The organism is Rossellomorea pakistanensis, from assembly GCF_016908495.1.
In the GTDB taxonomy this organism is placed as follows: Bacteria; Bacillota; Bacilli; order Bacillales; family Bacillaceae_B; genus Rossellomorea; species Rossellomorea pakistanensis.
Map to the genome: position 1 here is coordinate 135604 of NZ_JAFBDZ010000004.1, position 26975 is coordinate 162578.

21 protein-coding genes and 1 pseudogene are annotated in these 26975 nt (G+C 38.1%); 7 read left to right on the forward strand and 15 right to left on the reverse strand.

Annotated elements, in window-relative coordinates; translation table 11 throughout:
• Nucleotides 1–219: 219 nt before the first annotated feature.
• Complete coding sequence (locus tag JOC86_RS18320; RefSeq protein ID WP_205174396.1) at nt 220–483, reverse strand: atypical membrane-integrating protein (Mistic protein); 264 nt, start codon at nt 481–483, stop codon at nt 220–222.
• Between the two features lie 163 nt (nt 484–646).
• On the opposite strand from JOC86_RS18320, the gene JOC86_RS18325 reads away from it, so the two are divergent.
• Both JOC86_RS18325 and JOC86_RS18330 read left to right on the forward strand, forming a co-directional pair.
• Nucleotides 647–1117: a hypothetical protein gene (locus tag JOC86_RS18325; protein WP_205174397.1), complete on the forward strand. Its 471-nt coding sequence runs from the start codon at nt 647–649 to the stop codon at nt 1115–1117.
• A gap of 234 nt (nt 1118–1351) precedes the next feature.
• A complete protein-coding gene (locus JOC86_RS18330) occupies nt 1352–2935 on the forward strand; it encodes an OPT/YSL family transporter (RefSeq protein ID WP_205174398.1) in 1584 nt (527 codons plus the stop codon).
• 78 nt (nt 2936–3013) lie between these two features.
• Here the strand turns inward: JOC86_RS18330 and JOC86_RS18335 are convergent, their stop codons facing one another.
• The 4 genes from JOC86_RS18335 to JOC86_RS18350 form a co-directional block, all read right to left on the reverse strand.
• Nucleotides 3014–3775, reverse strand: coding sequence for an IclR family transcriptional regulator (locus JOC86_RS18335; RefSeq protein WP_205174399.1), 762 nt, complete (start codon nt 3773–3775; stop codon nt 3014–3016).
• 136 nt (nt 3776–3911) lie between these two features.
• A complete protein-coding gene (locus JOC86_RS18340) occupies nt 3912–5654 on the reverse strand; it encodes a hydantoinase B/oxoprolinase family protein (RefSeq protein WP_205174400.1) in 1743 nt (580 codons plus the stop codon).
• Complete coding sequence (locus JOC86_RS18345) at nt 5644–7698, reverse strand: hydantoinase/oxoprolinase family protein (protein ID WP_205174401.1); 2055 nt, start codon at nt 7696–7698, stop codon at nt 5644–5646. Before JOC86_RS18345 ends, JOC86_RS18340 begins: the two co-directional genes overlap by 11 nt.
• 280 nt (nt 7699–7978) lie before the next feature.
• Nucleotides 7979–8137 (reverse strand): hypothetical protein, encoded by a 159-nt coding sequence (locus JOC86_RS18350; protein WP_205174402.1) that lies wholly within the window; start codon nt 8135–8137, stop codon nt 7979–7981.
• A gap of 98 nt (nt 8138–8235) precedes the next feature.
• Between JOC86_RS18350 and JOC86_RS18355 the strand changes: the two genes are divergently transcribed.
• Nucleotides 8236–9213: a LacI family DNA-binding transcriptional regulator gene (locus tag JOC86_RS18355; protein WP_205174403.1), complete on the forward strand. Its 978-nt coding sequence runs from the start codon at nt 8236–8238 to the stop codon at nt 9211–9213.
• A gap of 105 nt (nt 9214–9318) precedes the next feature.
• Here the strand turns inward: JOC86_RS18355 and JOC86_RS18360 are convergent, their stop codons facing one another.
• From JOC86_RS18360 to JOC86_RS18370, 3 genes are all read right to left on the reverse strand, one after another.
• A complete protein-coding gene (locus JOC86_RS18360; protein WP_205174404.1) occupies nt 9319–10011 on the reverse strand; it encodes an LrgB family protein in 693 nt (230 codons plus the stop codon).
• Entirely contained in the window at nt 9995–10360 is a 366-nt protein-coding gene (locus JOC86_RS18365) for a CidA/LrgA family protein (protein WP_205174405.1), read from the reverse strand. The genes JOC86_RS18360 and JOC86_RS18365 overlap by 17 nt, the downstream gene beginning before the upstream one ends.
• A gap of 386 nt (nt 10361–10746) precedes the next feature.
• Nucleotides 10747–12162, reverse strand: a complete 1416-nt coding sequence (locus JOC86_RS18370) for a YfcC family protein (RefSeq protein WP_205174406.1) — start codon at nt 12160–12162, stop codon at nt 10747–10749.
• Between the two features lie 114 nt (nt 12163–12276).
• On the opposite strand from JOC86_RS18370, the gene JOC86_RS18375 reads away from it, so the two are divergent.
• The 4 genes from JOC86_RS18375 (at nt 12277) to JOC86_RS18390 (ending at nt 17189) form a co-directional block, all read left to right on the forward strand.
• Nucleotides 12277–13074, forward strand: coding sequence for a MurR/RpiR family transcriptional regulator (locus tag JOC86_RS18375; protein WP_205174407.1), 798 nt, complete (start codon nt 12277–12279; stop codon nt 13072–13074).
• 14 nt (nt 13075–13088) lie between these two features.
• Nucleotides 13089–14240, forward strand: a complete 1152-nt coding sequence (locus JOC86_RS18380) for a M20 peptidase aminoacylase family protein (RefSeq protein ID WP_205174408.1) — start codon at nt 13089–13091, stop codon at nt 14238–14240.
• Nucleotides 14221–15366, forward strand: a complete 1146-nt coding sequence (gene menC / locus JOC86_RS18385) for an o-succinylbenzoate synthase (RefSeq protein WP_205174409.1) — start codon at nt 14221–14223, stop codon at nt 15364–15366. The genes JOC86_RS18380 and menC overlap by 20 nt, the downstream gene beginning before the upstream one ends.
• 524 nt (nt 15367–15890) lie before the next feature.
• Nucleotides 15891–17189 (forward strand): MFS transporter, encoded by a 1299-nt coding sequence (locus tag JOC86_RS18390; protein WP_205174410.1) that lies wholly within the window; start codon nt 15891–15893, stop codon nt 17187–17189.
• A gap of 97 nt (nt 17190–17286) precedes the next feature.
• Here the strand turns inward: JOC86_RS18390 and JOC86_RS18395 are convergent, their stop codons facing one another.
• The 7 genes and pseudogenes from JOC86_RS18395 to JOC86_RS18425 form a co-directional block, all read right to left on the reverse strand.
• Nucleotides 17287–17793, reverse strand: coding sequence for a protease inhibitor I9 family protein (locus JOC86_RS18395; protein ID WP_205174411.1), 507 nt, complete (start codon nt 17791–17793; stop codon nt 17287–17289).
• A gap of 107 nt (nt 17794–17900) precedes the next feature.
• A complete protein-coding gene (locus JOC86_RS18400) occupies nt 17901–18614 on the reverse strand; it encodes a hypothetical protein (protein WP_205174412.1) in 714 nt (237 codons plus the stop codon).
• Between the two features lie 18 nt (nt 18615–18632).
• Complete coding sequence (locus JOC86_RS18405; RefSeq protein ID WP_205174413.1) at nt 18633–19175, reverse strand: signal peptidase I; 543 nt, start codon at nt 19173–19175, stop codon at nt 18633–18635.
• A gap of 819 nt (nt 19176–19994) precedes the next feature.
• Nucleotides 19995–20177 (reverse strand): annotated as a pseudogene (locus JOC86_RS18410) (S8 family serine peptidase); the annotation flags it as partial.
• A 420-nt stretch (nt 20178–20597) separates the two neighbouring features.
• Nucleotides 20598–24752, reverse strand: a complete 4155-nt coding sequence (locus tag JOC86_RS18415; RefSeq protein WP_205174415.1) for a S8 family serine peptidase — start codon at nt 24750–24752, stop codon at nt 20598–20600.
• Nucleotides 24753–24928: 176 nt separating this feature from the next.
• Nucleotides 24929–26200, reverse strand: coding sequence for a helix-turn-helix domain-containing protein (locus JOC86_RS18420; RefSeq protein WP_205174416.1), 1272 nt, complete (start codon nt 26198–26200; stop codon nt 24929–24931).
• 208 nt (nt 26201–26408) lie between these two features.
• Entirely contained in the window at nt 26409–26879 is a 471-nt protein-coding gene (locus JOC86_RS18425) for a GNAT family N-acetyltransferase (RefSeq protein ID WP_205174417.1), read from the reverse strand.
• Nucleotides 26880–26975 lie beyond the last annotated feature (96 nt).

Here is a 26975-nt window from a genome sequence, read left to right on the forward strand (position 1 = left end):
AATATATCTCGAATTAAAAAGTTTTTAATTCGAGATAATAGTAATACAATAATTCTTTCGTGTCAATAAAGATTTATTTTCTCTATCCATAAAGTCATTTAGTAAATTTTTTAGGAGTCACTTTACAAAAAGAAAAGCAATTTTACTAGTTTATAGGTTCTAATCATAGATACTGACTTGTGAAAAACAAATGAACAATCGCCGGCTTTTGATTTCCAGCTATTCTTCCTCTTCTTCTTCATGCTCATCTAAATCTAACCAAGTTAAAACTTCCTTAACAATGGTATTTAGTTTTTGACTAACATACTCTTCACCATAAATATGTTTGGCTTTTTCCAAATCCTCTAGCACTTCTTTATCAAAGTTGATTAAAGGCATATCTTCTTCGAGTTCATTATATAGCTCGATCATATTATCCAACCCTTCTTGCATGTTGTCGATTGCCTTGCTAAGGGTTTCGTTTTCTGTTTTATTTGCTCTCATTCTTATCACCCGATCGATTTTTTCATGATTCAACACTTGAGCTCAAGCGCTAGTTTACGGAAAAAGGATTTTATCATGAGTCTTATTTTTAATAGCAATGTTCTTTTTATACTTTTCCTATTTTTGGGGATATTATTCTTGAAGGGTGGAAGGAGGTTGTTTGATGAAATACTCGAGGTTATTGTTACTGTTATTATTGATCCTCCCCTGGTTTTCACTTCCGTTATTAGGGAAAGAGGCTATCAAAAGATTTTTACCAGCAGGATTATTTATCGCCTTTGTTGTGAGGTTCGTACATTTCATTGCTGAAAAGCGAAAATGGTGGTGGTGGTATGAACGACTCCATCCTAAACTTTCGGGAGGATTTTCTTTTATATGGGGACCTTATTTGATTGGTTCTCTATGGATACTTAAATTTACTTATGGTAACTTCCTTCGATTTATATTGGTGAACTTTATTGTGGATTCGATGTTCACTTATGTATTAGTGGATTGGTTACAAAAGTTAGGAATTGCTTCACTTGTTCGGATAAAGAAAATCCAATTGTCCTTCATTTTCTTTGTTGATGCTCTGCTTTTATATGGTTTTCAATTTTTTAAAGAAAAGGTTCCACAAATGAATGATACCAAGTAGAAAAGCGTAGCGAATATGAGTTACGCTTTTCTACTGTTTAAATGCTATTTTTTAAAGAATATCCGTTTACTTGCAGCCGTACTCTATATTTCACAAAAGATGCATCAATTAAATTCCCCTTTTTTATTCAGAATAGATTGAAAATTTATAATTTCATAGTATAATAATTTATAGATACAGCGTTTCTATAATAGATACACACGATTAAATTATTAAAGTGCAAAGGGGATATGTATGAACAAAGGGGAAACGAAAAAACATCCATCTGCATTCGAGCCGTCTACCATAGTCATTATGATTGTATTAAGTGTATTAGGTTCTTTAATTGGGTTGCAATTAATTACAACCCTTGGGATATCCGCAAACACATCTATTATTGGGGCATTATTTGCTATTTTAATCTCACGGATTCCCATCCATTATTTTATTAAATATCGCTCTGTTCACCGGCAAAATCTCGTACAAACAGCTAGCTCGGCCGCTACATTTGGAGCTGCCAATAGTTTACTATTACCTATCGGGATTCCGTTTGCCATCGGAAAACCAGAACTGATTATACCTTTATTCATTGGTGTTATATTAGCTATGTTTTTAGATGCCATTTTACTTTATCGTTTCTTTGACTCCAAAGTTTTTCCCGCTCAGGAAGCATGGCCTCCAGGGGTGGCTACGGCTGAATCCATTAAAGCAGGAGATGAGGGAGGAGGTCGTGCAAAGCTGTTAGGAATTGGGATTATCGTTGGGATTATTGGGGCATTCTTAAAAATTCCAATGTCTGCTTTTGGGGTAGCTTTTATCGGAAATATTTGGGCTCTCACCATGTTTGGGATCGGTTTACTGTTAAGAGCCTACTCGCCACAGGTATTAGGTATTGACTTAAATGCTTTATATATCCCCCATGGCTTTATGATTGGAGCAGGTTTAGTCGCCTTTGTCCAAGTGTTTGTCCTTCTTCTAAAAAAAAGGAATAATACAGAAGAACGTGATGAGATCGTTCTGACCCGATCAACCGGGGAGGTTAAAAAGAGTTTCACATATGGCTTTGCCGCCTACTTAGTCATTGCTTTAATCATCGCACTTTTAGGCGGTATTATAACGGACATGTCACCTGGGATGCTCATCCTGTTTCTCTTATATGCAGCATTTGCCGCTTTCATACATGAACTAATTGTTGGGATAGCCGCCATGCATGCCGGATGGTTTCCTGCTTTTGCGGTGGCTCTTATTACGTTGATTATAGGGATTATTATTGGATTCCCGCTCACTGCCTTAACCCTTTTAGTCGGTTTTAGCGCATCTACAGGGGTTGCGTTTGCAGATATGGGCTATGATTTGAAAACAGGCTATATGCTCCGAGGAAATGGTGATGATATTGAATTTGAGAAGCAAGGAAGAAAACAACAATTATTTGCAGGGTTATTTGCCTTTGGAGTATCTGCAGTGGTCGTATTCTTCACCTTTAATTACTACTTTTCACAAGGGTTGATTCCACCCGTTGATCGAGTATACGCGGCGACCATTGAAGCGGGAGTTTCGGCTGATGTCGCAAAACAATTATTCATTTGGGCAATCCCAGGTGCTATTATTCAATTTATCGGAGGTACCAAAAGGCAAATGGGTGTATTACTTTCTACAGGTTTGTTAATTATGTTCCCGATGGCTGGCTGGGCTGTTCTAGCCGGGATTCTCATTCGCTTAGTCGTTAAGAAAGTAAAAGGAGATTCTGCCGAAATTCCAATGTCTATCTTGGCAGGAGGCTTCATCGCTGGGGATGCACTCTACAATTTCTTCAGTTCGATTCTGAAATTGGGGAAATAACTGGCTCCCTCATTTATTAAGACTAGATAAAAAAAAGCTAGAAAGAACAACTTATTATTGTCTTTCTAGCTTTTTTTATTATCGATTATACTTAATATGTTTAAGATATCGTTGAATAAGCGCTCCCTCATCTTTTAAAATTGCCACAGTTTGATCGTTGTCGATACTTGAAAGCCGATAGACCGGCCCTGAAATGGTAAGTGATCCAAATACATTTCCACTAAAATCAAATAACGGCACACCCAGGCCAAACACATCATTGGCATATTCTCCTGTGGACAGACACCATCCTTGTGATTTAATCCGTACTAAATCCTTTTTCAGTTCTTGCGGATTGGTAATGGTGTTAGGGGTTAATGATTCCAACCCCTTTTCCATGATTCTTTCCTGATGATCTTCTTGCAAATAGGCCATCATTACTTTACATGATGCCCCTGAATATAATGGTGACCTTGTCCCGATTGAAACAGCATATTTTATATTCTGTGTTGTCTCCACCATCTCTACGGTTACCCCTTCATCCCCATCGAGAATGGTTAGGAAGACCGATTCATTCGTTTGATCGACAATACGTCTCATTGCTTGATAGACCTCTGAAGATAACTGGATTCGTTCTTTCACCATCTCCCCATACTCTAAAAAACGTAATCCTAGCTCATACTTTTTCGTTTCAGGATTTTGATATAAATAACCACTCTCTTCAAAGGTAGACAAAATCCGATAAATAATAGAGTGATTAACTTCCATTTTTTTTGCTAGCTCTCTAACTCCCCATGAGGGTGTTTGCCTTGTAAAATATTTTAATACATGTAACGAATTTTCCAGTGTCTTTAAGGACATAGTTCACCTCTATATGTACGCCTTTTTTCTAATTGTAATTTGTGGATGTATGTTTTACAACCGTTCATGAAAAAAGACTAAGCCCTCATAATATGGAATTATGAGAGACTTAATCTTTCTAGCAATTGATTTATTCTTACTGATTAAACTTTCTCCTAGCTTCTGTTTCCCCAATGACCATACCTAAAGTTTCATCAATGATGACGCCGAATGTTGTTTTAGCCTGTTCAGTAGAAATAAATTCATTTTTCCAATCCTTAAAAACCTTTTCAATTGGACGATGAAATGAGTGGCCATTTCCTCCACCTGTAGCTGTTACTAATTGAACAACATCACCTTCATTAAGCTCATAACGCGTCACGATACCGAAAGGACCGACGCTCTCTCCGTTCTGCTTCTTGATTTGAACATAGCTTGGGGATCCTTCCTCTCCTCCATTCATCCCCCATGGAGCGAATTGATGCCTTCCAAAATTAACAGATAGTTTTTGCCCGTCTGTCAACGCACGGTAAGATCGAATAACCCCAGAGCCCCCTACATACTCACCGGCTCCGGCTCCATCTGAACGAAAGCTATATTCATCTACTAACAACCCATAACGAGTTTCAGCTACTTCAATTGGAACGTTATAGGTTTCACCATTTCCCATTGAAAACTGTCCGCGTTCTCCATCCATGTCCTTACCAGCTCCCCACCCTCCTACTGATGGTTCAACTAGCAAAAAAGGCGTTTTTAAATCCTGGTGCTGACCTGTTAATACGACTGAGCTTACTGATAATAAGTTTCCAGCAGTCAAACGATCAGGCAAGATTGGAGCAAGAGCTTTCCAAATGAGATCTGCACCGCCGATCCGGGCTTCAAAATTCATCGATACTGGTGCTGGTCTTGTTGCCGATACAATGGTTCCTGATTCTGTAATGATGGTTAAAGGAGCAAACATTCCTTCATTTACACTCTGAGAAGGATTCAAAATAGCTAGAAACATTACTCGTACACTGGATAACAACCCAAAATAGGAGCAATTCACAGGTGATGTCACTTGGGGGTGGCAACCAGTAAAGTCACAAATGAACTCTTCTTCTGTCACTGTTACTTTGACATGAATAGGATAAGGTCCTCCACCTTCTGCTTCTATAAAACTATTCGCTTCATAGATCCCATTAGGAATCTTCCTTACTTCATTTATCGCAAGCTCTTTTCCCTGATCTAGTAACACCTCAATGGAACATAAGACTGGATCTTTCCTGTATTTTGAACATAATTCAATCATTCGTTTCTTACCTGTTTTTAATGCAGCGACCTGTGCCCATAAATCCCCTAAAGACAATTCTGGAAAGCGAACATTACTTTCGATGATGTCCACAATCGCTTGGTTAAGGACCCCTTTTTCGTATAGTTTAATTCCTGGTAGTTGAAGACCTTCTTGGTAAATTTCATTGGAATCGGTAGTAAATGAACCCGGATCCTTCCCTCCGACTTCAGTCCAATGCCCCTTGTTAGCAGAAAAACCGATCAGATCACCATCGTAAAAAATAGGCATCACTAACCCTACATCCGATAAGTGAGAACCTCCGCCAACATAAGGATCATTTATAATGATAATGTCCCCTTCTGAAAGATCTTGACCATGATCAAATTTTTCAATCACATGTTGAACCATCGGACTTAACATCCCGATGAAGCTGGTGACTCCATTCCCTTGTGAAATTAACTGCCCTTTCGCATCTGTCAATCCACATGCGTAATCCAGGACTTCATAAATGATTGGGCTCATTGAGGTCCGAGCTAATGCCACAAACATTTCATCTCCAATAGACAATAAGGAGTCTTTAATGATTTCTACAGTATAAGGATTTATCGTACCGTCTTTATGCCTCATAATCTATGCCCTCCGTTTCAACGACTAAATTGCCAAACCGATCCACTTCAATAGATTGACCAGGATAGATGACAGTCGATGAGGATTCTTCCTCTACTATTGCTGGCCCCTCGATATTCATCCCCGGCTCTAATTGATTCCGATCATAGATATTAATAGATAGCCATCCCTCATTTTCGTAATAAACAGATCTTTTTTCCTTTAGGGCATTTTTGAGGGGTTTCCCGGTGACTTCCTGCTCTTTAATAATTGGTTTTGAGACAACTCCAAAAAGAGTAAGATGAATATTGACAATTTCCGTGCTAGCTTTTGGTAAACTAAAAGAATAATGTTGTTCATGTAAATTGTGAAATTGATTTACTATTTCCTCTATTTCCTCTACCTCCACCTTATTTGTATTTAATGGTACTTTGACCGTATGTTCTTGCCCTTGATATCTCATATCTACATAGCGTTGAACTATAATTTCTGAGTGTTTTTGATGTTCAATAAAATGCTGGATAGACTTTTCCTCCATGTCAGCAAGCGCCTGATTAAGGTTTTCCATTGAATTCTTTTGAAATGAAAGGATAGATGTTTTTAAATAGTCAGAGCGCAGGTCAGTCATCAGCATTCCCCATGCAGAAAATACAGAAGATGCCATTGGGATAATCACCTTTTTAATACCTAATTCTTTCGCCAAAGCTGGAGCATGCATTGGCCCGCCTCCACCAAATGCTATCATCGAAAATTCCCTTGGATCATATCCCTTTCGGACAGAAATCAACTTCAGTGCATTCAGCATATTGGAATTGGCAATTTGAATGATCCCCATTGCAGCATCATCGGTAGAAGAGCTAAAAGATTGAGCGATTTTATTCTCAATGATTTCTTTTATACTCTTCATATCAACGAGATTTTCAAAATTTTTAGGAGAAAGTCTTCCTGTCACTAAATGGGCATCCGTCGTAGTAGGTTCTTCTCCTCCATTCCCATATGCTATTGGTCCTGGTGTGGATCCTGCTGATTGTGGCCCGACCTTCAATGAGCCTGATTCATCAATCCTTGCTATCGAACCACCCCCATTCCCAATCTCAACAATCTCCACAACTGGTGTTTTAATTGGATAGCCGGCATACCGATCATTTTTTTCAATATAGTAATCAGTAGATACTTTTACCTCCCCTTGATGAATGAGGGAGCATTTGGCCGTAGTTCCGCCAATATCAAAAGCAAGAATATTTTTTTCGCCTATCATTTCTCCTAATACAGCAGCTCCTAAAATTCCTGCAACAGGACCAGACTCTACTAAGGCAATCGGGGTTTCTTTTGCTTGTTCAAAACTAGAAGTCCCCCCATTGGATCTCATGATATATGTGGATCCTTCAATCCCATTAGAATGTAATTTTTCTTTTAATCGTTCCAAATAACTTGTGGCAATCGGCTTCACATAAGAATTTAATACTGTGGTATTGGTCCTTTCATATTCCCGCCATTCCCTCGTAATTTCACTAGAAGCTGTAACCGCTACTTCCGGCCATAACTCTCGGATGATTTGTACCGCTTTTTGTTCATGAATATCGTTTCGATAGGAATGTAAGAAAGCGACTGCAATCGCTTCAACGTTTTCTTCCCGTAAATACTCAATCACCGACACCAAGTCTTCTTCATTTAAAGGTGCTATGATTTCCCCTTTATAATTTAATCTCTCCTCTACCTCTTGACGCAGATACCTAGGGACAAACGGTTTAGGTTTTTGATACCGAAAGTTATATAGATCTGGCCGATTACCTCGTGCAATCTCTATGACATCACGCATCCCTTTTGTCGTAATTAATGCCGTTTTTACTCCTTTTCTTTCAGTAAGAGTATTGATAACAACTGTCGAACCGTGTATGAAAGTAGAGATATCCTTCATATTTAACTCGCTTTTCCTAAGTACGTCCATTACTCCCTGTTCAAAATTTGGCGGAGTTGAATGAGATTTTGAAAATCCAACGTCTCCATTCTGATCAATATATACACAATCTGTAAAAGTTCCACCAATATCAGTTGCTACTCGCATAAAGAACCTCCTTGTTTTGTATCTATAATAGAAACAACGTATCTATATTTGATTATATTATCTTTTCAGAATTTTATCAATTGTTGCTTAACGATATTTCAATAAATCTAATCCTCCATGCTTGAGCAGGGAAATCCCTCGCCCCACAAAAAAACCTTAATTCCAGCTTGCTGAAAATTAAGGCATAAATATCTTTGGAGAATAGTGATTTAATTTGTTTAAAAGATGGACAATTGATTCTTTATTTTCACCACATACTTCTTTCAGTAAGGTTTAAAGGTTATGATTTCGTTTTGGTGGTTTTTTTATAAGTCTCTAGATCCAAATCAAAAAACTCATAAAAATCCATCATAAAACAATCTTTGTCTTTAATGACGAGTTTTGCTAAGATTATTTCAAAAATACATAACCCAAGTAATATGAGTACACCATTTACCATTCCCACATCACTCCTTCTTCTTTGTTAAAAAAAAGATAATTTATGAAACGCGTTTCAGGTCAAGTGTGTTATTTAAATGAAGAAAGGAAGTTTTATAAATGGCAAACATTCGTGAGATTGCAAAGCTTGCTGGTGTTTCCGTTACAACGGTTTCGAGGGTATTAAACGACCATCCTTATGTGAGCGAAGAGAAAAAATCTGCTGTTTATAAAGCGATGGAAGAACTGAATTACAATCGAAACATCAAAGCGATTCAATTATCGAAAGGCATCTCCAACATGATTGGTGTCGTTCTTCCTACCATAGAACATCCCTATTTCAGTCGTATAGTTGAAGGCATTGCAGAAGAGGCGATAAAGCATCACCTTCAAATCGTCTTATTCCAAACCAATTATGAAACGTCAAAAGAACTAGATGCTCTTGAGCTATTAAGAGGAAATTTAATGGATGGATTAGTGTTTTGCTCACGGGCGATTTCATTTGATACCCTTAATGAATACAAGGAGCACGGTCCAATTATTCTATGTGAGGATTCGGATCAAGAAGAATTCCCAACGATTAGTATTCCTCATGAACAAGCCTTTAAATTTGGGCTGGAATATTTAATTTCAAAGGGGCATACTCGTATCGCTTACAGTTTGGGAAGAAAAGAGGGAACGAACAGCACGAAACGAAGAAAGGCATATGAAAATAAGATGAGAGAAATCAATCAACCACTCAGGGATGAATGGTTCTTTGATCAATGTTTATCCATTAAAGACGGCCAACAGATTGGCAGAAAATATATGAATGTAAAAGAAAAACCAACCGCCATTCTAGTCAGCAATGATCAAGTTGCCGCTGGATTACTACTGGAGGCAAATGAATTGAAGCTTAAGATCCCAGAAGATCTTGCAGTATTAAGCTTTGATAACCAACCGATTTCAGAAGCTATGCACATTTCAACTATAGAAATACCCATAATTGAGATGGGAAGAATGGCCGTCACGTCTATTATAAATTCCAAAAATAAAACGAATTCAACAGATAAAAAGATTACATTGCCATTTAGATTAGTGGAACGCTCAACAGTGTGAATGGCCATTCGTCATAAAAGCTTCGTATTATATTGTTCCTTTGTAGGCAAAGGTGCCTTCCGTATTGTTGATTAGGCACCTTACTGGTGAATTACCGAAGGATTCTTATATAAGATAGAGTCGGATGAATAGCGGAGCAATCAAGGACATGAACAGGGCAGATGTAATCATGGCGATACTCCCCATTGCTCCTTCCAGTTCTCCCCACTCAAATGCACGGTTAGCCCCAATGGCTTGAGCAGAAGTTCCTAGTGCAAGTCCCAAAGCAATCTTGCTTCGAAAACGACCGAATTTTAAAAGGACCGGCCCAGTAATAAGGGAAAAAACCGCAGAGATGACGACAAACAAAACTGTCAGAGACGGGACCCCACCTAGAGAATCAGAAATAGACAGAGCAATAGGAGCGGTAACCGATTTCGGTATGAGGGACAGCATCATGGTTTGATTCAAATGGACCACCTTTGCCAACAGCACGACGGAAGCAACACCTGTTAAGGTACCTAGTAATACTGCGCAAACAATGATCAAAAGATGTTTTCTAATTATTTCAATCTGTTTGTACAAAGGTACAGCCAAAGAAACAGTGGCTGTTCCCAAAAGCAGCGAGAAGATTCCCGTACCCGATGAATAGCTCTCAAAATCCATATGAAATAACGTCAAAAGACAAATGATGGTGACCGTTACCGTATATAATGGATTTAACCAAACCCTGTTAAACCTGCGAAACACTCTCACCCCCACGACATAACTTATAACCGTTATAATTGAGCATAAAAGAACATTACTCATGATTTCCATTATGTTTCCTCCTATCATAATACTCAGCAATATATGCAGTCACAAAAAGGATAAAAAAACTACTTGTGACCAAAATGATCGCCAGTTTGAATCCTTCCGCTCGAAAACTACCAGTATAGTGCAAAACACCAACAACAAATGGGATAAAGAGAAGTGTAATATGCTTGATATGCAGCTGGGCAACAGCTTCCACCCATGTTAGTTTACAGACTCCGAATAACAAAGAGATAAACAGTAACCCCATACCGACAATACTTCCTGGGATAGGGAGATCCAACCATGTTACGAGATGGTTTCCTAAAAGATAAATGAAAAGAATTGTGAGAAACTGAGCAATAAAACGAACCATAGAATGAGCACCTCCAGAATGATGACCTCCCTTTTTTAATTTATTTAACTTCCCTCTGAAATCAGTATTTCAAATCATTAGATTTTTTTCCTTAAATTTGTAAGGTTTTTTCACTTACTATTTTTATTTAGGACTCTGAGATATTACCTGTGAGTCATTTGTGAATGTACAAATAATAATTGTAAGGATATAGTGGATGACAATGGCATTAGTTATTAATTGGCATTAGAAAAGATGACCCCAGTCTAGTACCGAAGTCATCCTTAAGTTTATAACCACTTTATTAAAATTCAATTCTATTAAAAATCAATTTAAATTCAATTACCCATTATCTATCTAATTAACTTATACTACTGCTGATATTATCTACTATATATACTATTCTATTAAAACGGGCCCCAGTTCATAAAAACACCGGCCGTTAGAAAAATGGCTCCGATAATGATCCAGATTAAAAGTAATGGAAACATAAATCGAATCCATTTAGTCCAAGAAATCCCTGCAATGGCGAGATTGGCCATTAGTATGCCTGATGTAGGGGTAATCGTATTGGTGAATCCATCACCCATCTTATAAGCCTGCACCGCTACTTGCCTTGGAATTTCCATTAGATCAGCAAGCGGGGTCATGATTGGCATGACAATGACTGCCTGGCCACTTCCAGAAGAAACCAATATATTAAAAAGTAAATTAGCTACAAACATAACCAATGCTCCCACTACACTTGTAAAAGGTGTCATGACATTTGCCATTCCTTGTACAACGGTATCCAATATACGTCCATCTTCCAAGATTACAACAATAGAACGGGCCATCCCTATGATCATTGCTCCATACACAAGACCTTTGGCACCGTTGAAGAATTCAGTCACAAGTTTATTAGGAGACATTTTCGCAATAATCGCGGTACCTGCTGCAATAATCAAGAAGATGGCAGCCATTTCATTTAAAGACCATTTATACTGAAAGACACCAAACACATAAATTCCGATTCCAACAACAAGCCAAAGTAGAACAAGTTTATGCAGCCTAGTAATCGAAATATCCTTATTTAATTGTTGTTTATCTTCAATCTTAGGAAATGGTTTCTTTCCTAAGACACTCTTGGACGGATCATTCTTAATCTTCTTTGCATAATAAGCAACATAAGCAATGGTGGAAATGAGAATGGTTATGTAAATGATTACCCTAAAGCCGATACCTGAAAATAATGGAAGCTGGGCAATCTGTTGGGCCGTTCCTGTTGTTAGAGGGTCTAGAAATGCAGTATTAAACCCTGCATAAGCACCGAGATAAATAATTGATACTCCTACAATCGCATCAAGCTTCATAGATCTAGCAAGAATAATTCCAATAGGAATGAAGGCGATAACGGCATTGACAATAATGCCAAGTGCTCCAAATACCGAGAAAAGGATACTTACGACTGTGATTAAAAGCAATTCTTTGTTTTGGGTCTTTTCTATTGTTTTTAATATTAAAGCATCTATAGCACCTGTCGACTCAATAACTGCAAACGCTCCTCCAATAATTAAGACCAGAAAAATCAAAGGAGCAGAGCTAATCATCCCCTCCTGAATAGCTAAGAATACATCCATTAAGCTAGCAGGTGAAGAATTAACCTGTTCGTAACTATTTGGGACGACCATTGTGATACCATCCACTTTTTCCCTAGTAAACTCCCCGGCAGGAATAATGTAAGTTAGGATTGAAATAAACGCTAAAATAGCAAACAAAATGACATACGCATCAGGTATTCCCCAATTCATCCTTTTCTTAGTAGTGACCTTCTCAAGTTCCATTTAATACCCTCCTTCATAATTTTCTGAATATTTAGTTGACTATTTTAATAATAAATCATACAATTTAATTTAACAAGAATAAATCAAAAACTTTATTTATTGGAGAAGATACACATGTCCTATCTCGAGAAAACACAAACTCATTATAATGATTTAACTAAAGGGCTAAAAAAAGTTGGAGAGTCACTACTATCTAATCCAGTATTATTTGCTACACACCCCGCAAAAAAAGTGGCTGAAATCATTGATGTCAGTGAAACCATGGTGATTCGATTCTGTAAAGCAATTGGCTTCAATGGCTATGGAGAATTACAGAAAGATGTGCAACAAAGATTGCTTTCTATTCAACCATCTAATCAAGAAATTCCCATCGAGAAATCCAATTCTTTTGAACAAGTCATGAGTATTGATGAGATTAATATTCATCAAACATCAAGGAATATGGACTGGGATACAGCCCAAGAAATTGTGAATCAGCTTGTCATCTCTAATGCAATTAGTGTGGTAGGCTATTACCACTCTTTTTCTTATGCCCATTGGTTCTCTTTCCTTCTCAATAATTTATTGGAGAACACGACACTATATCGACCCGAAACGGACATAGGGATAACGAAAAAAGGGAAAAAAAACTGCGTAGTTATTTTTTCCTATTATCGATACGCGTTAGAAGCAATAAGATTAGCGCAAGAGGCAAGGGCGAATGGGAATACGATTATTGTGATAACAGATTCACAGCTTTCCCCCCTTGCTGAATACGGTGATTATATTTTAACCATCCATTCTGCTAAAAAATCTATTTTGGAAAAGGGTCCAGTGACATTTTCAGTATTGAATACCTTGCTGCTCCATATCGCACAAAAAGTAGGAAAAATGGAGTTTGTGAATCCAACCAACAAATATTACATACAGTGAAAGGAGTTTTATGATTGAAAACTCAATTCAAGGAAAAAATTAAATCAACTTTTCATTACTTACATACCTATCCAGAGGTAAGCTGGGAAGAAAGAAATACCACTGCCTATATTAAAAATCTCCTAGAGCAAGCTGGATGTAAAGTTCAAACATTTGAGGACTGTACAGGAGTCATAGGAGACTTTGGTAATTTTACAGGTCAAGTCCCGATTATAGCCATCCGTGCGGACATTGATGCTCTTTGGCAGGAAGTGAATGGTGAATTACAGGCTAATCATTCCTGTGGACATGATGCCCATATGACAATGGTTCTAGGAGTATTGTGGAATATCAAAGAGGATACTAGTTTGCAAGACAAAATCGGTGTCAGATTCATCTTCCAGCCTGCAGAGGAAGTGGGAGCAGGGGCACTCAAACTCGTTGAAAAAGGAGTTGTTGATGATGTTGATTACTTGTATGGCATCCATCTACGTCCCTACCAAGAAACCCCAAATGGTTTTGCTACTCCTGCCATTCAACACGGAGCTGCCGGTACAATTGAATTTGAAATCCATGGCGATGACGCCCATGGTGCACGACCTCATTTGACTCACAATGCTATTGAAATTGGAAACCACATTCTTAATGCTTTGAATACCATTCATCTAAACCCTAGTATTGCTCACTCTATCAAAGTCACGAAATTTTTGTCTGGTGGTAAGAATATCAATATTATTCCTGGTAAAGCATCCGTTGGAATTGATCTCCGCGCCCAAACAAATAGACTGATGGATCAATTAAAACAGAGAGTGCTTGATATTTTACAATCAACTGAAAAATTATATGATACGGAAATTATCATTACGAACAATTACGGTATCGCTGCTGCAGAAGTAAGTAATGAAGCAAAAGAAGTAGCAAATAAAGCCATTATCAATGTTCTGGGGCATGCTAAATTAACCCCACCCCTGGTTACTCCAGGTGGAGATGATTTTCATTTCTATACATTAAAAAAACCTCACCTCAAAGCAACTATGGTTGGGCTTGGATGTGATTTAAAACCAGGACTCCATCACCCCAATATGACTTTCGAAAGAGAGTCCTTGTTTAATGGAATCAAAATTTTAACAGAAATTGTAAATCTGCACAGTAAAAAGGAGAGGTCATATGAAATCCATTACGATTAAAGAAGTTGTTTTGCATACCATAAACGTTTCTTTAAAAGCTCCTTTCACCACAAGCTTTGGAACGATACACACAAAAGATGTATGCGTTGTTGAAGTAATCGATGAATCAGGTATCTCAGGTTGGGGTGAAACCGTTACGAGCGATGAACCTTACTATAATGAAGAAACAACCCATACAGCCATTTATATTTTGAAGGATTTCCTCATTCCACGAATAATAAAAAAAGAGATTACTCACCCTAAAGAGATTTACAGCATGTTTTCCTTTGTACGGAGAAACCAAATAGCAAAAGCCGCATTAGAAACGGCGATGTGGGATGTATATGCTAAAAAAAATGGAAAGCCATTATACGCAGTCCTTGGCGGGGAAAAGAAAAAGATTGCGGTAGGCAAAAGCATTGGAATCCAAGAGACACCTGACCATTTAGTAGATAAAGTAGGACAATACATCGATGAGGGATTCCAAAAAATCAAGGTGAAAATTGCCCCAGGAGCAGACCTTGACTATATAAGTGCAATACGCGAATCGTACCCTAATATTCCACTCATGGCTGACGCTAATTCTGCATACACCTTAGATCATGTCGATCATCTAAAAGAATTAGATAAATATCAGCTTATGATGATTGAACAGCCCTTAGCACATGATGATATTATAGATCATGCTATCCTCCAAAAAGCGCTCAGAACACCGATTTGCCTAGATGAAAGTATACATAGTTATGATGACGCCCGGAAGGCAATAAAACTTGGAAGTTGCCAAATCATCAACATTAAAATCGGGCGAGTCGGTGGTCTTCAAGAAGCTATTAGGATCCATAATTTATGCAAAGATCATAATATTCCTGTCTGGTGTGGCGGCATGCTTGAAACTGGAATCGGTCGAGCACATAACTTACACATGACAACACTTGAGAATTTCACACTTCCCGGAGATACTGCCCCTTCTTCACATTACTGGGAAGAAGATATTGTCAAACCGGAAATCACCATGAATAATGGGTATATACAAGTACCCGATGGTTTAGGGATAGGCTTTAAAATACACAAAGGCAAAATCGATAAAGTATCCATTCAGACAGAACGAATCGATTCAGAGAAATCACCGCACCCAATACCACATTAGGAACTACATTAAAGAGGAACAATTGAAAATTATTGATATAACTCCCAAACGTTCTTTTTAAAATGACTGTTTTTTATTTGGAATCTCCTGTTTAGAAGAAACATATTCAATAAGAATCAGCGTCTGTTAAAGACCCTGATTTTTTTTACTCTGCCAAATTAATAGACGGAGGGGTCCTGAGAGTTTAATCTAATAGTAAATTTTAACATTACTTATTAGGATTTTAAAAAAAAACGAGAGTTTAACACTATTTCAAGATGATCAGTCAAAATAATCGTTGACTTTGTTAAGACAAAAAACTATTTGACAATAACATTATTCAGTGATAAAAATTAGAAGAGACATTTATACAGTCCTTTAACTCAGTCCCGTGAGGTTGAGAAGGAAGCGGAATTAAAACATAGTATGTATCCATTACCTATGGTACTGCTATGTTTTTATGAGCCTTCTCGTCCTATTTGGCGAGAAGGCTTTTTCATTATTCTTCCAAAGTGACTGTGAAGATATTTCGAGGAGGAATAATCATGAGTACAACTTATCAATCATCAGATGATTTAGTGGAATCTAAGTCAAAACGCTATAAAACATTATTTGGTTCAGTTCTCGGCTATGCTGCTGAGGGATTGGATATGCTGCTTTTATCATTTGTATTAGTTTACATTATTAATGAATTTCAGCTATCTCCTGTCGAGGGAGGGAATCTTACCCTAGCCACAACCATCGGAATGCTCATCGGGTCCTATCTATTTGGATTTATTGCCGATCTTTTCGGAAGGATTCGTACAATGGCGTTTACCATTCTCTTGTTCTCCTTAGCTACTGCCCTTATCTATTTTGCAACGGATTACTGGCAGCTGTTAATTCTTCGCTTCCTGGTCGGAATGGGAGTGGGAGGAGAATTTGGGATCGGAATGGCGATTGTGACAGAAACCTGGTCGAAAAATATGAGAGCAAAGGCCACTTCAATGGTTGCATTAGGCTGGCAATTTGGAGTATTGATTGCTTCCGTTCTTCCTGCTCTCATCGTTCCCCATTTCGGGTGGAGAGCCGTCTTCTTATTTGGATTAATTCCAGCCTTACTCGCGATATTTGTTCGTAAAAGCTTAAGTGAACCAAAGATTTGGGAACAAAAACAGAATTACAAAAAAGCATTAATCCAAAAGGATAAAATGGGGACCTTGACGAATGAAGAAAAAACTCAGTTAGAAAGCATGAGAAAATTCCCTCTCCGAAAGCTTTTTGCCAATAAATCTGTAACGATTACGACGATTGGTTTAATCATCATGTCCTTTATTCAAAACTTCGGCTATTATGGAATTTTCACTTGGATGCCAACCATCTTAGCAGATAAGTATGACTATTCAATGGCAAAAGCAAGCGGTTGGATGTTAATTTCCACTATTGGAATGTTGATCGGTATCGCCACATTTGGAATTTTAGCCGACAAAATCGGCCGCCGAAAAACATTTACTCTCTACTACATTAGTGGGACGATCTATTGCTTAATCTACTTCTTCCTGTTCAAAGACCCAACATTATTACTATGGGGCAGTGCCTTACTTGGCTTCTTCGCAAACGGAATGATGGGTGGATTCGGTGCCATTTTAGCTGAGAATTACCCCGCCGAAGCACGATCCACTGCCGAAAACTTCATTTTCGGAACAGGTCGAGGATTAGCTGGCTTTGGCCCAGTCATCATTGGACTACTAGCTACTGGAGGCAATTTATTTGGAGCACTTTCTCTAATCTTTATTATTTATCCAATTGGGCTCATCACCATGCTGATTTGTGTTCCAGAAACAAAAGGGAAAGTATTGGACTAAAAAAATGAAGCGGGGCTGTCTTAAAAGGAGCCTGGAATCACTATGAAAAAGAACCACATCATTCCCTGGAATGATTGTGGTTCTTTTTCATTCTCTCCTATAATTGTTCTGTTGGCTGTGTGGGCGGATCTAGCTGGATATCTTCGTTTGCGTAAATTTTTTGAATGACAGTAGAACTTGTCAAGTGATGGATTTCATTGGCTGGCATTTTCATTGATACTCCATTAAAGGCAGTCTTATATCGATGCGTTATCTGATAGGGAACCTGATTTTCTTCTAAGGTTGTTCGGATCTCCTCTTGAAATTTCCGGTGACTATTTTCCACCTGCCGCACAGCTTCTTCAAATGTCAGGTCAATCCCCTTCTTTTCGGCTTCCAACACAGCTATCTTCGCAGGCTGGGTAGTAAAATGAATGACAATAGAAATCGTTTGACTGCTTGAAAGATCAATGGCTGGATCTATTTCAACAGAAGAATCCATTGTTTCTTCACCTCCCCTTTCTTCTAGAGGATAGGTATTATCTCCTTTACTAGCCTGACATCCACTTACGGCCATGACTAAGACGATTAAAAGGGCTCTACAGTAGCACTTCTTCAAAAACATTGCATCTCCTTTATTTTGTGAGTAAATAAAGACAACCTATCAGGATCGTCTCCAATAGATTGTCTTTTCAAACGTTTTTTCATGAAGGTACTTTCAGAGCGAGCTAATTAATATTTTGCTCCATCATCCATTTGTTTTGCCTGAATATTCAGGTTTGAAGTATACTTAACTCCTTGATATTCGTTCCCTGCTTTATGATCCAATTTAATAGCGAAAGAAAGGTCGATATATTGGTCATCGTTTAATTGCCAGAACTCATTCTTCTCCCCTTCTTTTGAACCTTCACCTAATACCATCTTCGCTTTTCCGTTACTGCTTTTTGCAGCTGGTTGGATTCCTTCTTCCTCTACAAACCCAACAACCATTTCAACTCCAGGAGCAATCTTCTTAGATGCTGTCATGGCTTCATTTGTTGGACCATTGAATAGCTGATCCAGATAGATTCTTGATTCTTCCAGGATGTCTTCTGTCATTTCTTCTCCTGCAGAGAACTTATACGCAATATACCCCACTTTATAAGCAGCCAGTGAAACATCAGCATCTACAGAATGGTTGTAAGCAGCTTTTAAATAAGCATCCATATCCCCTGTGTTTTCAATTGTTAACCACTCACCATAAACTAATTGGGATGGAGCAAAACCCGTTTGGTCGACGATCATTGTCTCTATGTCTTGTCCGTTATTGATTTCTAATGTACCGTTTGTAATCTGACCCGTAGCATTCGTCTCGGATGTAAACCAAGAATATGTACCGAAACTTGCTGACACAACAATCGTTCCTACCAGTGCACTGCCTAAGAAAGCATTTTTCAATTTAAACATTTGTATCCCCCATATTCATTATGATTTTGTAAACTTCTCTTGCTTCTGCTTTGGCTTCATTTTTTCATAAACCGTTAAACAAACATAACCTGTTAAAGGGAGAGCAATGAATAGCAGGAAGCCCATCGGACCTTTCGTATAGTGAGCAAGAAAGCCCAGGTTTGGAATATGAAATATCTCTTTTCCTACTATTTCACTTACTGTCGTGATTTCTTCATCCATCGCATTGTTGTTATCACCTTTTGTATAAAAATGCTTCTCTCCATCTTCTTCAACGATGGCAGTGATTCTATGAGTGATCAGTTTTTTCTCTTCATTGTAAAAGGAGATGATGTCACCTTTCCTAAGATCCCCTGTTTCAACCTCTCGAGTAATAATGACATCCCCTGCCTCAAAGATAGGAGCCATACTATTCGATAACACAGTCAGGGGCTTGATCCCAAAAACGGTTAGTGGTTTATTGCTGTTCAGGCTTACGAAAATGGAAAATATGATGATCATGATAAATAAAATGATTGCAATCAGGACTACTTTTTTTAAAAATGATATAATCTGTTCCATCCCTCATCCTCTAGTCTAAGTTGTTAAATGTATAAATTACCTAAATAAAAAAGAAGTTTACATTTTTGATCAGAATTAAATCAAGATTCTGATATCTACTTACATTATTGCATAAGTCTGACAGTTGGTGTATTGGGGGATTTAGCCTCTGAACATTCAGGATTTATGTACTAAAAAAACGTGGATATAAGGTGTAAGAAGTCTGTAAAAGGAAAAGAGGAAGGTTGAAATGTGATAAAATAACCAATCTATAATACCTATGTCAATGCCCCAATTTTGTCTAATTGAGATGTTTTATGTCAGTTTTTGCCCCCGTTCTACCAGCTGATTGGCATGGGAATATCCGTTGTGACTGCAGGAATTGTTCGCTAATGAATGTGTAAATTCGCATAAGACGGATGTTCATCAGGCGGAATTACAATAAGGGCGACGGCTCATTTTCTGCTGCGTCACGTTGAAGGGGTGAAAAGGTAGAAGATCTTGCAGGCTTTACGACTGCGATTTTTCCTTCTAAGTCTAAAGCTCCCAAAGCCTTCTCCAGCGAAAACAAGCTCGTATTCCTTATCTGCCTTCAAAGTGTCAATAAGCTTTTTAGAGCTTGCTTGAAATTGATACCCCAGCATGCTTCCATTGTTTAGCTGAAGGGAATCTAAGAGACATGTGAGAAAAGTATTTAATATTTAAATGTGCAAATAGTCTCATGATCATATAGATCATACTGGATACTTCCAATGATAAAAAAAAGAGTGTTTAAGGAATTTCCCCCTTAACACTCTAACGGATTCGTATGATATTGCCTCAATTTTTTAGTTCCGTGTATGTAAAATAACTAAAACCACCTGTATTGTATTCAGCCTCTCCGCAATCTTTCCAGTTTTTATAGGTTGTCTCATTATCAACAAAATCGTATCCGCTTTTAAAGAAATCTTTTAAATCTGGATAGTTATAGTCAACACCTGTATCAATAACCCCTACTTTCACACCTTCTCCTGAAATATTCTCTTGTTTAACATCCTTGCTGTTACAATGAAATCAAGGTCATTCATAAGTAAAAATATCTACTTCAAAACCATTGATATGTTATCAGTCGATGATGATGAAGCTAAAACTGTTTAGTAGATTTTGAAGATACCAGACTACTATACATGTAAGAGGAACCTTCCCCCTTGCAATCAGGAAAATAGAACCTGGAAAGTATACTTGTTTCTACAATCTATCATCCTCTGATTCCGCTACACATATCCTATAACCATTATATTAAATTCGGGTAAAAGGATCTGATAAATCGAATATTCACCTATTTACCCAATCAAATGGTATTCTTTCTTTTTACTTCTATATTTAATAAGTCGTTATTCTGCCAAAAAGATTTTTTTTACCTAAAAAAGCAACGGCACTTATTCCGTTGCTTCCGTTTTTACCTTACTGTATACTTAATTCCTTCAACACACTCTCTAATGTTTGTCCTTTATATGTTTTCACAGGGTCTGGAGACTGATCCATCCAAGGATTTTGCATTAAATAATTATTGATGACATATTGCATATCCTTTGTGTCTACGACTCCATCGAAGTTAATATCCGTTTCGCGTTTGTCTGTGTTCCAATTCGATTGAATAGAAAGTGCGTCTTTCACATCGATTACATTATCCTGGTTCACATCTCCCGCAGGTGCAGGTTCAGGAAAGATTGCTTTTGCATAAGGTTTCACTTCACCATTTTCTTTCAACCCGACTGTAAAAGTTTTCTTCACCTTGAAATGTCCCGGCATCTCTACCTCTACTGTGAATGGTTTATCCGTTAGTGGTAATTTAGCTAAGAAGAAAGCAGTAGTCGTATAACTATCGATCCCAAAACCGTTTGGATATTCTTTTCCTGCTTCATCTGTTACTTTTACTTTTGCGCCTGCTTTTACATAATCATATTGTGCTAATGGCTCACTCGGTACCCAAGGATTCTTAAATGCTTCCGGAAATACATGCGATTTCAAAATGGAGTACGTCCGCTCCACATGATAAGGGATACTAATACCAGTGGCGGATTTCATCGTATCATCTGTATTGGTGTACGATACATCGAATTGTTTAAAACCTAGATCCCCCGCGTTAGAATCCTCATTTACTTTGTATGTGATATCTACCATTGGGACCTTTCCTGAGACCCCTGTTTGCGCCGCATCACCGGTCAACGTCGCGGTAATGTTCATTTTTATCATCTTCTGTCCGTCGATGGTTACATCCGTATTCACTGTTTGAATGTCCAGTTTCCCATTCAATGTCGCATGCGGTTTGATGCTTTTTACGTCTACGTTCGATGGATACACAAAAGAATATACGGCTTGCTTCATGTTTGTCATATTGTTCATTGAAAGCGTAACCGTCACCGTATCGCCCGCTGTTACTTTCTTTTTATCCGGAATAGCTGTTCCATACTGAGTGCCTTGTTTCACATAATATACCTGTTTATAACTAGAATAGTTCCGCACTGTCGCCATGTTTTCTGCATACATTTTGACTGGTAGCACTGATACACCTGGGATCAGTGAGAGCTCTGTCGAAAACTTTCCGTCAGCGTCTAATGGAACTTCGGTGCTGTATCTACCAAACTCATAAACAAATTTATTATTGGCTTGAGACACATCCATACCGCCAGCTTTCATTTCTTCTACACCTGGATCATAAACAGAACCTGTTAATGGTACCGTTGTTTGATCCGGACTATATTCTACTACACCAGAGTCCACGTTGAGATCGAGGGTTGGCTGGGTAACGCTATAGTAAACCGGTGCATCTGAGGTAAAGGTTTTCCCTTTATCATTTGTCCCTACCATCCTGATATTGTATAATCCTGGCTCGGTTTGTTCCTTATCATACGCGATTGGCTGATCTGGATTTCCCGTTAACGGATGGTAATAACCTTCGTTCAGCACACCTCTTAAATAATATTCAATATTTTCATCCGCACCCATTCCGTCAAATGAACCAAGAAAACCGATTTCTTTGTTCGTTTTTGGATTGACAAGGAAGAGATCCATCGAACGCATATGAGATTTTAATTGGAAGTTAAGGCCAACTGACCATCGGATACCATTATAACCAGCCTCGACAGCGGTCGTAAAAGCAGGCGGATTTACCTCAATATGATCAATACCTTCTTCCGCTGTATGAATGCCAAATGGAACACGATACGTTTCATCCGGATTTTCTTTATTTGTATACACCACATAGCCTTCATAATTTCCTAGTTCCGCCGTTTTCGGAACTAACATCATCACTGCGGTTTTCTTTTTCTTTCCTGCCTTCACTTTCACCGTTTCCTTTGTATGCACGGTGACTCCGTTAGCAACCGCATCGTTGGCTACGCGGGAATAATCGTTAGGGAACCTTTTATCCAATGTTTGGAATTCGACCTTCACGTCATATGTTTTCGTTTCATTACTGTTGTTGAACAGCGTGACAGAGCGTGTATCCCTTATATGCTTTCCATCAGCAACGTGGGCGCCAAAGCTGAGGGCACCGGTCGTCTCTTTAATCGATTGGATTCCCTCATCTGCAAGAGTGGCGGCTCCTCCATCACTTGTTTCCGTCTCGTCATTTACTTGAATGTTGGTTTGAGCATGAATCGCTTTATACGGATTCACACGTCCTGCGCCTACTTCAAATACGCTATATTCTTCACTTAATGGATCCGCTGTATTCATGAGCGTTGTTTTGATCTCGGCAGGCGTCATGTCAGGGTCAGCTTGTTTTAAAAGTGCCGCAACCCCTGCAACATTTGGCGATGCCATGGATGTACCGGATAAACGTTCATACGCAAATTGATAATTCCCGATTTGATCTTCTCCATGCATATATGACGGTACTATAGACATGACAGATACCCCTGGTGCGGTCACTTCGGGCTTAATATCATACAATACGCGGGACGGACCGCGAGAACTGAAGTCAGCTAATACGTCCCCTCCTGTCACAACTGGTTCACCCAATTTATCAAAGGAGAACGTTGCACTGCCGGAAGTTAACGCTTGCTTCATTGCGGTTCCTTGTTCTTTGCTTAAAGAGAATACAGGGATAGAGTCAAAACCTTCTCCTAAATACACATCTTCCAGTGGATAGGCGTTGTATAATAGAAGAGCCTTCGCCCCTCCTTTTTTCGCGTTATTTATCATAGCGCGAAGATCAATATATCCGCGTGTGCCAAGGATAACTTTTCCATTCACATCTTTGTCAAGAAAAGAACCGTCACCTCCATCCACAACCGGAAAATTTTTCCCTCTTAGTTCTTCTATTTTATCGGTAAACCCTCTGGCAACCAGCTTTAAATCCGCTGATACAGTTGTATCGGCATGAAGCGTTCCTTTAAATGTTGGAATTGTAACAGATACATCACTGGCCCCCACAGTAAGCGCCAATGGAGAAGTACCAGGTGAACCAAGTGTATACATTCCGTTTCCTGAGTTTCCTGCTGAGACCACTGCCGTTACGCCTGCCAGCACGGCATTGTTAACGGCAATACTTGTCACATACAATGGGTCGTTGTAATTCGCACCAAGCGACATGTTCAGTACATCCATACCGTCCTCTACAGCTTGGTCAATACCGGCTAATATTCCCCCGGTGCTGCCAGTACCGTTAGGACCTAACACACGATAGGCATAAATATCAGCATCGGGTGCTACGCCGGTCACCGCATAGTCAGACTCGTTCGTTCCTTGTCCGGCAATGATTCCTGCCACATGCGTTCCATGCTGGGTATAATATGTCTGTGCTGACCATGGTTTACCTGCTTCCACCCAATCGTCATACGTTGTTTCCATCGGATCATTATCATTATCCACGAAATCATATCCGCCTTTATAGGCATCTTTTAAGTCAGGATGATTATAGTCGATTCCTGTATCCAGAATTCCGACCTTCACACCTTCACCGGTAAAGCCTTCATGATGGAGCTTTTCGATGCCAGGAAACGTGGTCATCCTATTTGTTTCTGCTTGCTTCTTTGATTTTTGTTGTTCTGTTACAGGCGGCTCAACGTGTACTTCCCTATCACTCCAAACAGCCTTTACCTCTTTAGAATCAAGCAGCGCTTTTGCCTTGTTGGCAGGGATGGTCATCGCCACGCCATTAAATGCATGCTTGTAGGACTGTTTGATTTTGAATGATGATTTCTTCTTTTGTTTTAATTCCTTTTTGAAAATCGTTTGCAAATCCTTTTTAAAAGTTTCATGAGCCGAGTTTACTTTTTCTTTTGCTTTTGTCTTAGACAGGGTTTTTCCTTCTATTTCCGCTTCCAGCATTGCCGTCTTTTCCGGCTTGTCCTTAAATTCAACAATGACAGAAATGGAATCGTTACTCTTTTGATCTACCTCAGGAGATAGTTGCAACCCACCTTGGGCATTCGTTTGTAATTGTTTAATCGCTTGACGCTGCTCTGGTGTAAGCTTTGCCAGCACTTGATCGATCCCTGAAGTTGGCTGTGCATGAACTTGTTGTGTAAAGGAGGCTGGTATAAGACTGCTGCATACAAGACCTGTACTAAGTGCCAACATTGTGACATTTTTGGTGATCCTCTTTTTCATCCGTCTTTCCCTTCTTTCTTAGTTTGATAAGTTCATTATATTTAAATTTGATAGAATTTAAGCTTTGAGAATTTTCATCAAATTTATGGTTTCTGACTAGAATTCTGCTAGAAATCTTAAAATCTTTAGATACCTTATACTGATTTTTGTCCAGAAAAAAAAGCTCAATTTAGAGCTTATGGTTGACCTATTATTTTACGATTTTCTTTAATACTTAATAATTCTATATACTTTTGTTCATGCTCTGGAGTAAGATAATTCCTATATTTCCAGAGGCTAAGTAGGCATTGTTTATACTTTTCTTGGATCCCTTTATTGTTTGCCTGTTCAGCCACGTTGAGCAATTCGTTTAATCCTTCCGTATATCGATTATCGGCACATTGATAGAGGGCATGTGAATAACAAAAATCTAAATAGATTTGCTGCTTAAACAACTCATTACTTGTGGACATTTCTGCAATTTCATCCTTAAAGCGTTTTAATAATAAAGAAGCATCTGTTAATCGATTTAATTTCACATAGGTTTCTAAAATTCTTGGTAAACCTACAAAAAGGTCATCTCGATCAATGAGCCAATTCAAATAATCATCAACAAATTGAAATTGTTGAAACTCGATATATGCAACAAAACGGTTGCCAATCGCAATATCTGCATAATAATCATTTACTTTTTCATAGCGATCGATTAAAGCTAATACCTCTTCTAATGAGCTCCCCAATCTAGTTATTGCAAAGCTCTGGTACAAGAGCGCCCTTCCATAATGGTCTTCTTCTTTAGCCATTTTCTCTAATCTTCGAGCATAATAAAGAACTTCATCCCATTCTTTTAGCATATAATAGGTGGCCGTTATCCATAAATACGATAGCTCCTGAAACTTCTCTGGCATATAGGCTATGTGCTCTAACACATGTGCTAATGAGAATTGTCCTTTTTCATTAAATCGTTTCATATAAAACTTTCGAAAATAGCTGATTGCCACCTCTTCTGAAAATCGATTTGGCATATGTTCAATGATGATTTCATATAAAGGCAACGATTCGTTTTCAAATCCTTCATTAAATAGTTGTTCTGCAACCGAAAAGAGATAGTTTAAATTTTTTGTTCGAACAGATTTAGATGATTCTTCCAGCATTTCGGTAATCATGTAAGAAAGCTCTTTATCATAACCATGCAAAGCACATTTATAGATATACGGAACACTTCTTCGTTTATCCAGATGATGCTTTTGATTAAAGCATGCTTGTACATATTGTAAATAAAACGTTCCTTCAGGAAGATCAAAAGCTTTTGTAATGGCATCTAAATTATGTAATGAGAGAGGTTTTTTCTCATTAAAAATTCTACTAATATCACTTATATGAATACCCGTTTTTGTTGCTAGATCTGTCTTATTCCACTTTTTTCGCTCCATTATCACAATAAACTCATAAAGAAGGGTTTGATTCATCTCCCCACTCCTATTCGATTAATAAAAAAATATCCGAAATGAATATAGTCCTTATGATATCGATATAATAAGCATTGAAAAATAGGTAAAAAGTACTGTTCATTTAATATTTAGAATAATAAGTATCTTTACAAATTCTTCTATATATTTTGTGAAAGAGTATAAAAAAACTTGTAGTAAAAAATTTTTTCTCTACAAGCTGATCTCATTATTTTAAATTATTTTTATCTATATGCAATTCCATTACAACTCCAAATACATGACCAGAATCATCAATTTCCCCATTCAAGTGAAAACCAAAAGATTCATATAATTTTTGTGCTAGTTTGTTGTCTGGATGAAGACTTAAATAAATTTTCTTACAACCATATTGATCTTGCATATTTTGTATTAATAAGGGAAGAAATCGTTTTGCATATCCGTTTCCCTGAAAACGGTAATCAATCATAAAACGATCTAACCAAGCGCTTTGAGTTGAATGCGAAGGCCAGCCATACATTGCATATCCAACAAGAGTTTCATCATCATATAACCCGAAGGAAATCCCATTTTTCTCAAACTGAGATTCCGCTAAAGAAAAAGCATTGCTTTCAATAAATTGATTTTGCTGTTCTGACACGGATAAAGCAGCGACATAACGCCAATTTTCTTTTGTTACTTCACGAATGTGAAGAGGCATGTTTCCAACTCACTTTCTAATCAATAGGCTGTTTTCGTAGAAGTTCTATTATTCATGAAAAGCACCCTATTGTGTAATTCATTTTCATAAGAAAAC

Coding starts and splice junctions, on each gene's coding strand:
- JOC86_RS18320 (WP_205174396.1), bottom strand. CDS start 483: ATGAGAGCAAATAAAACAGAAAACGAAACCCTTAGCAAGGCAATCGAC.
- JOC86_RS18325 (WP_205174397.1), top strand. CDS start 647: ATGAAATACTCGAGGTTATTGTTACTGTTATTATTGATCCTCCCCTGG.
- JOC86_RS18330 (WP_205174398.1), top strand. CDS start 1,352: ATGAACAAAGGGGAAACGAAAAAACATCCATCTGCATTCGAGCCGTCT.
- JOC86_RS18335 (WP_205174399.1), bottom strand. CDS start 3,775: ATGTCCTTAAAGACACTGGAAAATTCGTTACATGTATTAAAATATTTT.
- JOC86_RS18340 (WP_205174400.1), bottom strand. CDS start 5,654: ATGAGGCATAAAGACGGTACGATAAATCCTTATACTGTAGAAATCATT.
- JOC86_RS18345 (WP_205174401.1), bottom strand. CDS start 7,698: ATGCGAGTAGCAACTGATATTGGTGGAACTTTTACAGATTGTGTATAT.
- JOC86_RS18350 (WP_205174402.1), bottom strand. CDS start 8,137: ATGGTAAATGGTGTACTCATATTACTTGGGTTATGTATTTTTGAAATA.
- JOC86_RS18355 (WP_205174403.1), top strand. CDS start 8,236: ATGGCAAACATTCGTGAGATTGCAAAGCTTGCTGGTGTTTCCGTTACA.
- JOC86_RS18360 (WP_205174404.1), bottom strand. CDS start 10,011: ATGGAAATCATGAGTAATGTTCTTTTATGCTCAATTATAACGGTTATA.
- JOC86_RS18365 (WP_205174405.1), bottom strand. CDS start 10,360: ATGGTTCGTTTTATTGCTCAGTTTCTCACAATTCTTTTCATTTATCTT.
- JOC86_RS18370 (WP_205174406.1), bottom strand. CDS start 12,162: ATGGAACTTGAGAAGGTCACTACTAAGAAAAGGATGAATTGGGGAATA.
- JOC86_RS18375 (WP_205174407.1), top strand. CDS start 12,277: ATGTCCTATCTCGAGAAAACACAAACTCATTATAATGATTTAACTAAA.
- menC (WP_205174409.1), top strand. CDS start 14,221: ATGAAATCCATTACGATTAAAGAAGTTGTTTTGCATACCATAAACGTT.
- JOC86_RS18390 (WP_205174410.1), top strand. CDS start 15,891: ATGAGTACAACTTATCAATCATCAGATGATTTAGTGGAATCTAAGTCA.
- JOC86_RS18395 (WP_205174411.1), bottom strand. CDS start 17,793: ATGTTTTTGAAGAAGTGCTACTGTAGAGCCCTTTTAATCGTCTTAGTC.
- JOC86_RS18400 (WP_205174412.1), bottom strand. CDS start 18,614: ATGTTTAAATTGAAAAATGCTTTCTTAGGCAGTGCACTGGTAGGAACG.
- JOC86_RS18405 (WP_205174413.1), bottom strand. CDS start 19,175: ATGGAACAGATTATATCATTTTTAAAAAAAGTAGTCCTGATTGCAATC.
- JOC86_RS18415 (WP_205174415.1), bottom strand. CDS start 24,752: ATGAAAAAGAGGATCACCAAAAATGTCACAATGTTGGCACTTAGTACA.
- JOC86_RS18420 (WP_205174416.1), bottom strand. CDS start 26,200: ATGAATCAAACCCTTCTTTATGAGTTTATTGTGATAATGGAGCGAAAA.
- JOC86_RS18425 (WP_205174417.1), bottom strand. CDS start 26,879: ATGCCTCTTCACATTCGTGAAGTAACAAAAGAAAATTGGCGTTATGTC.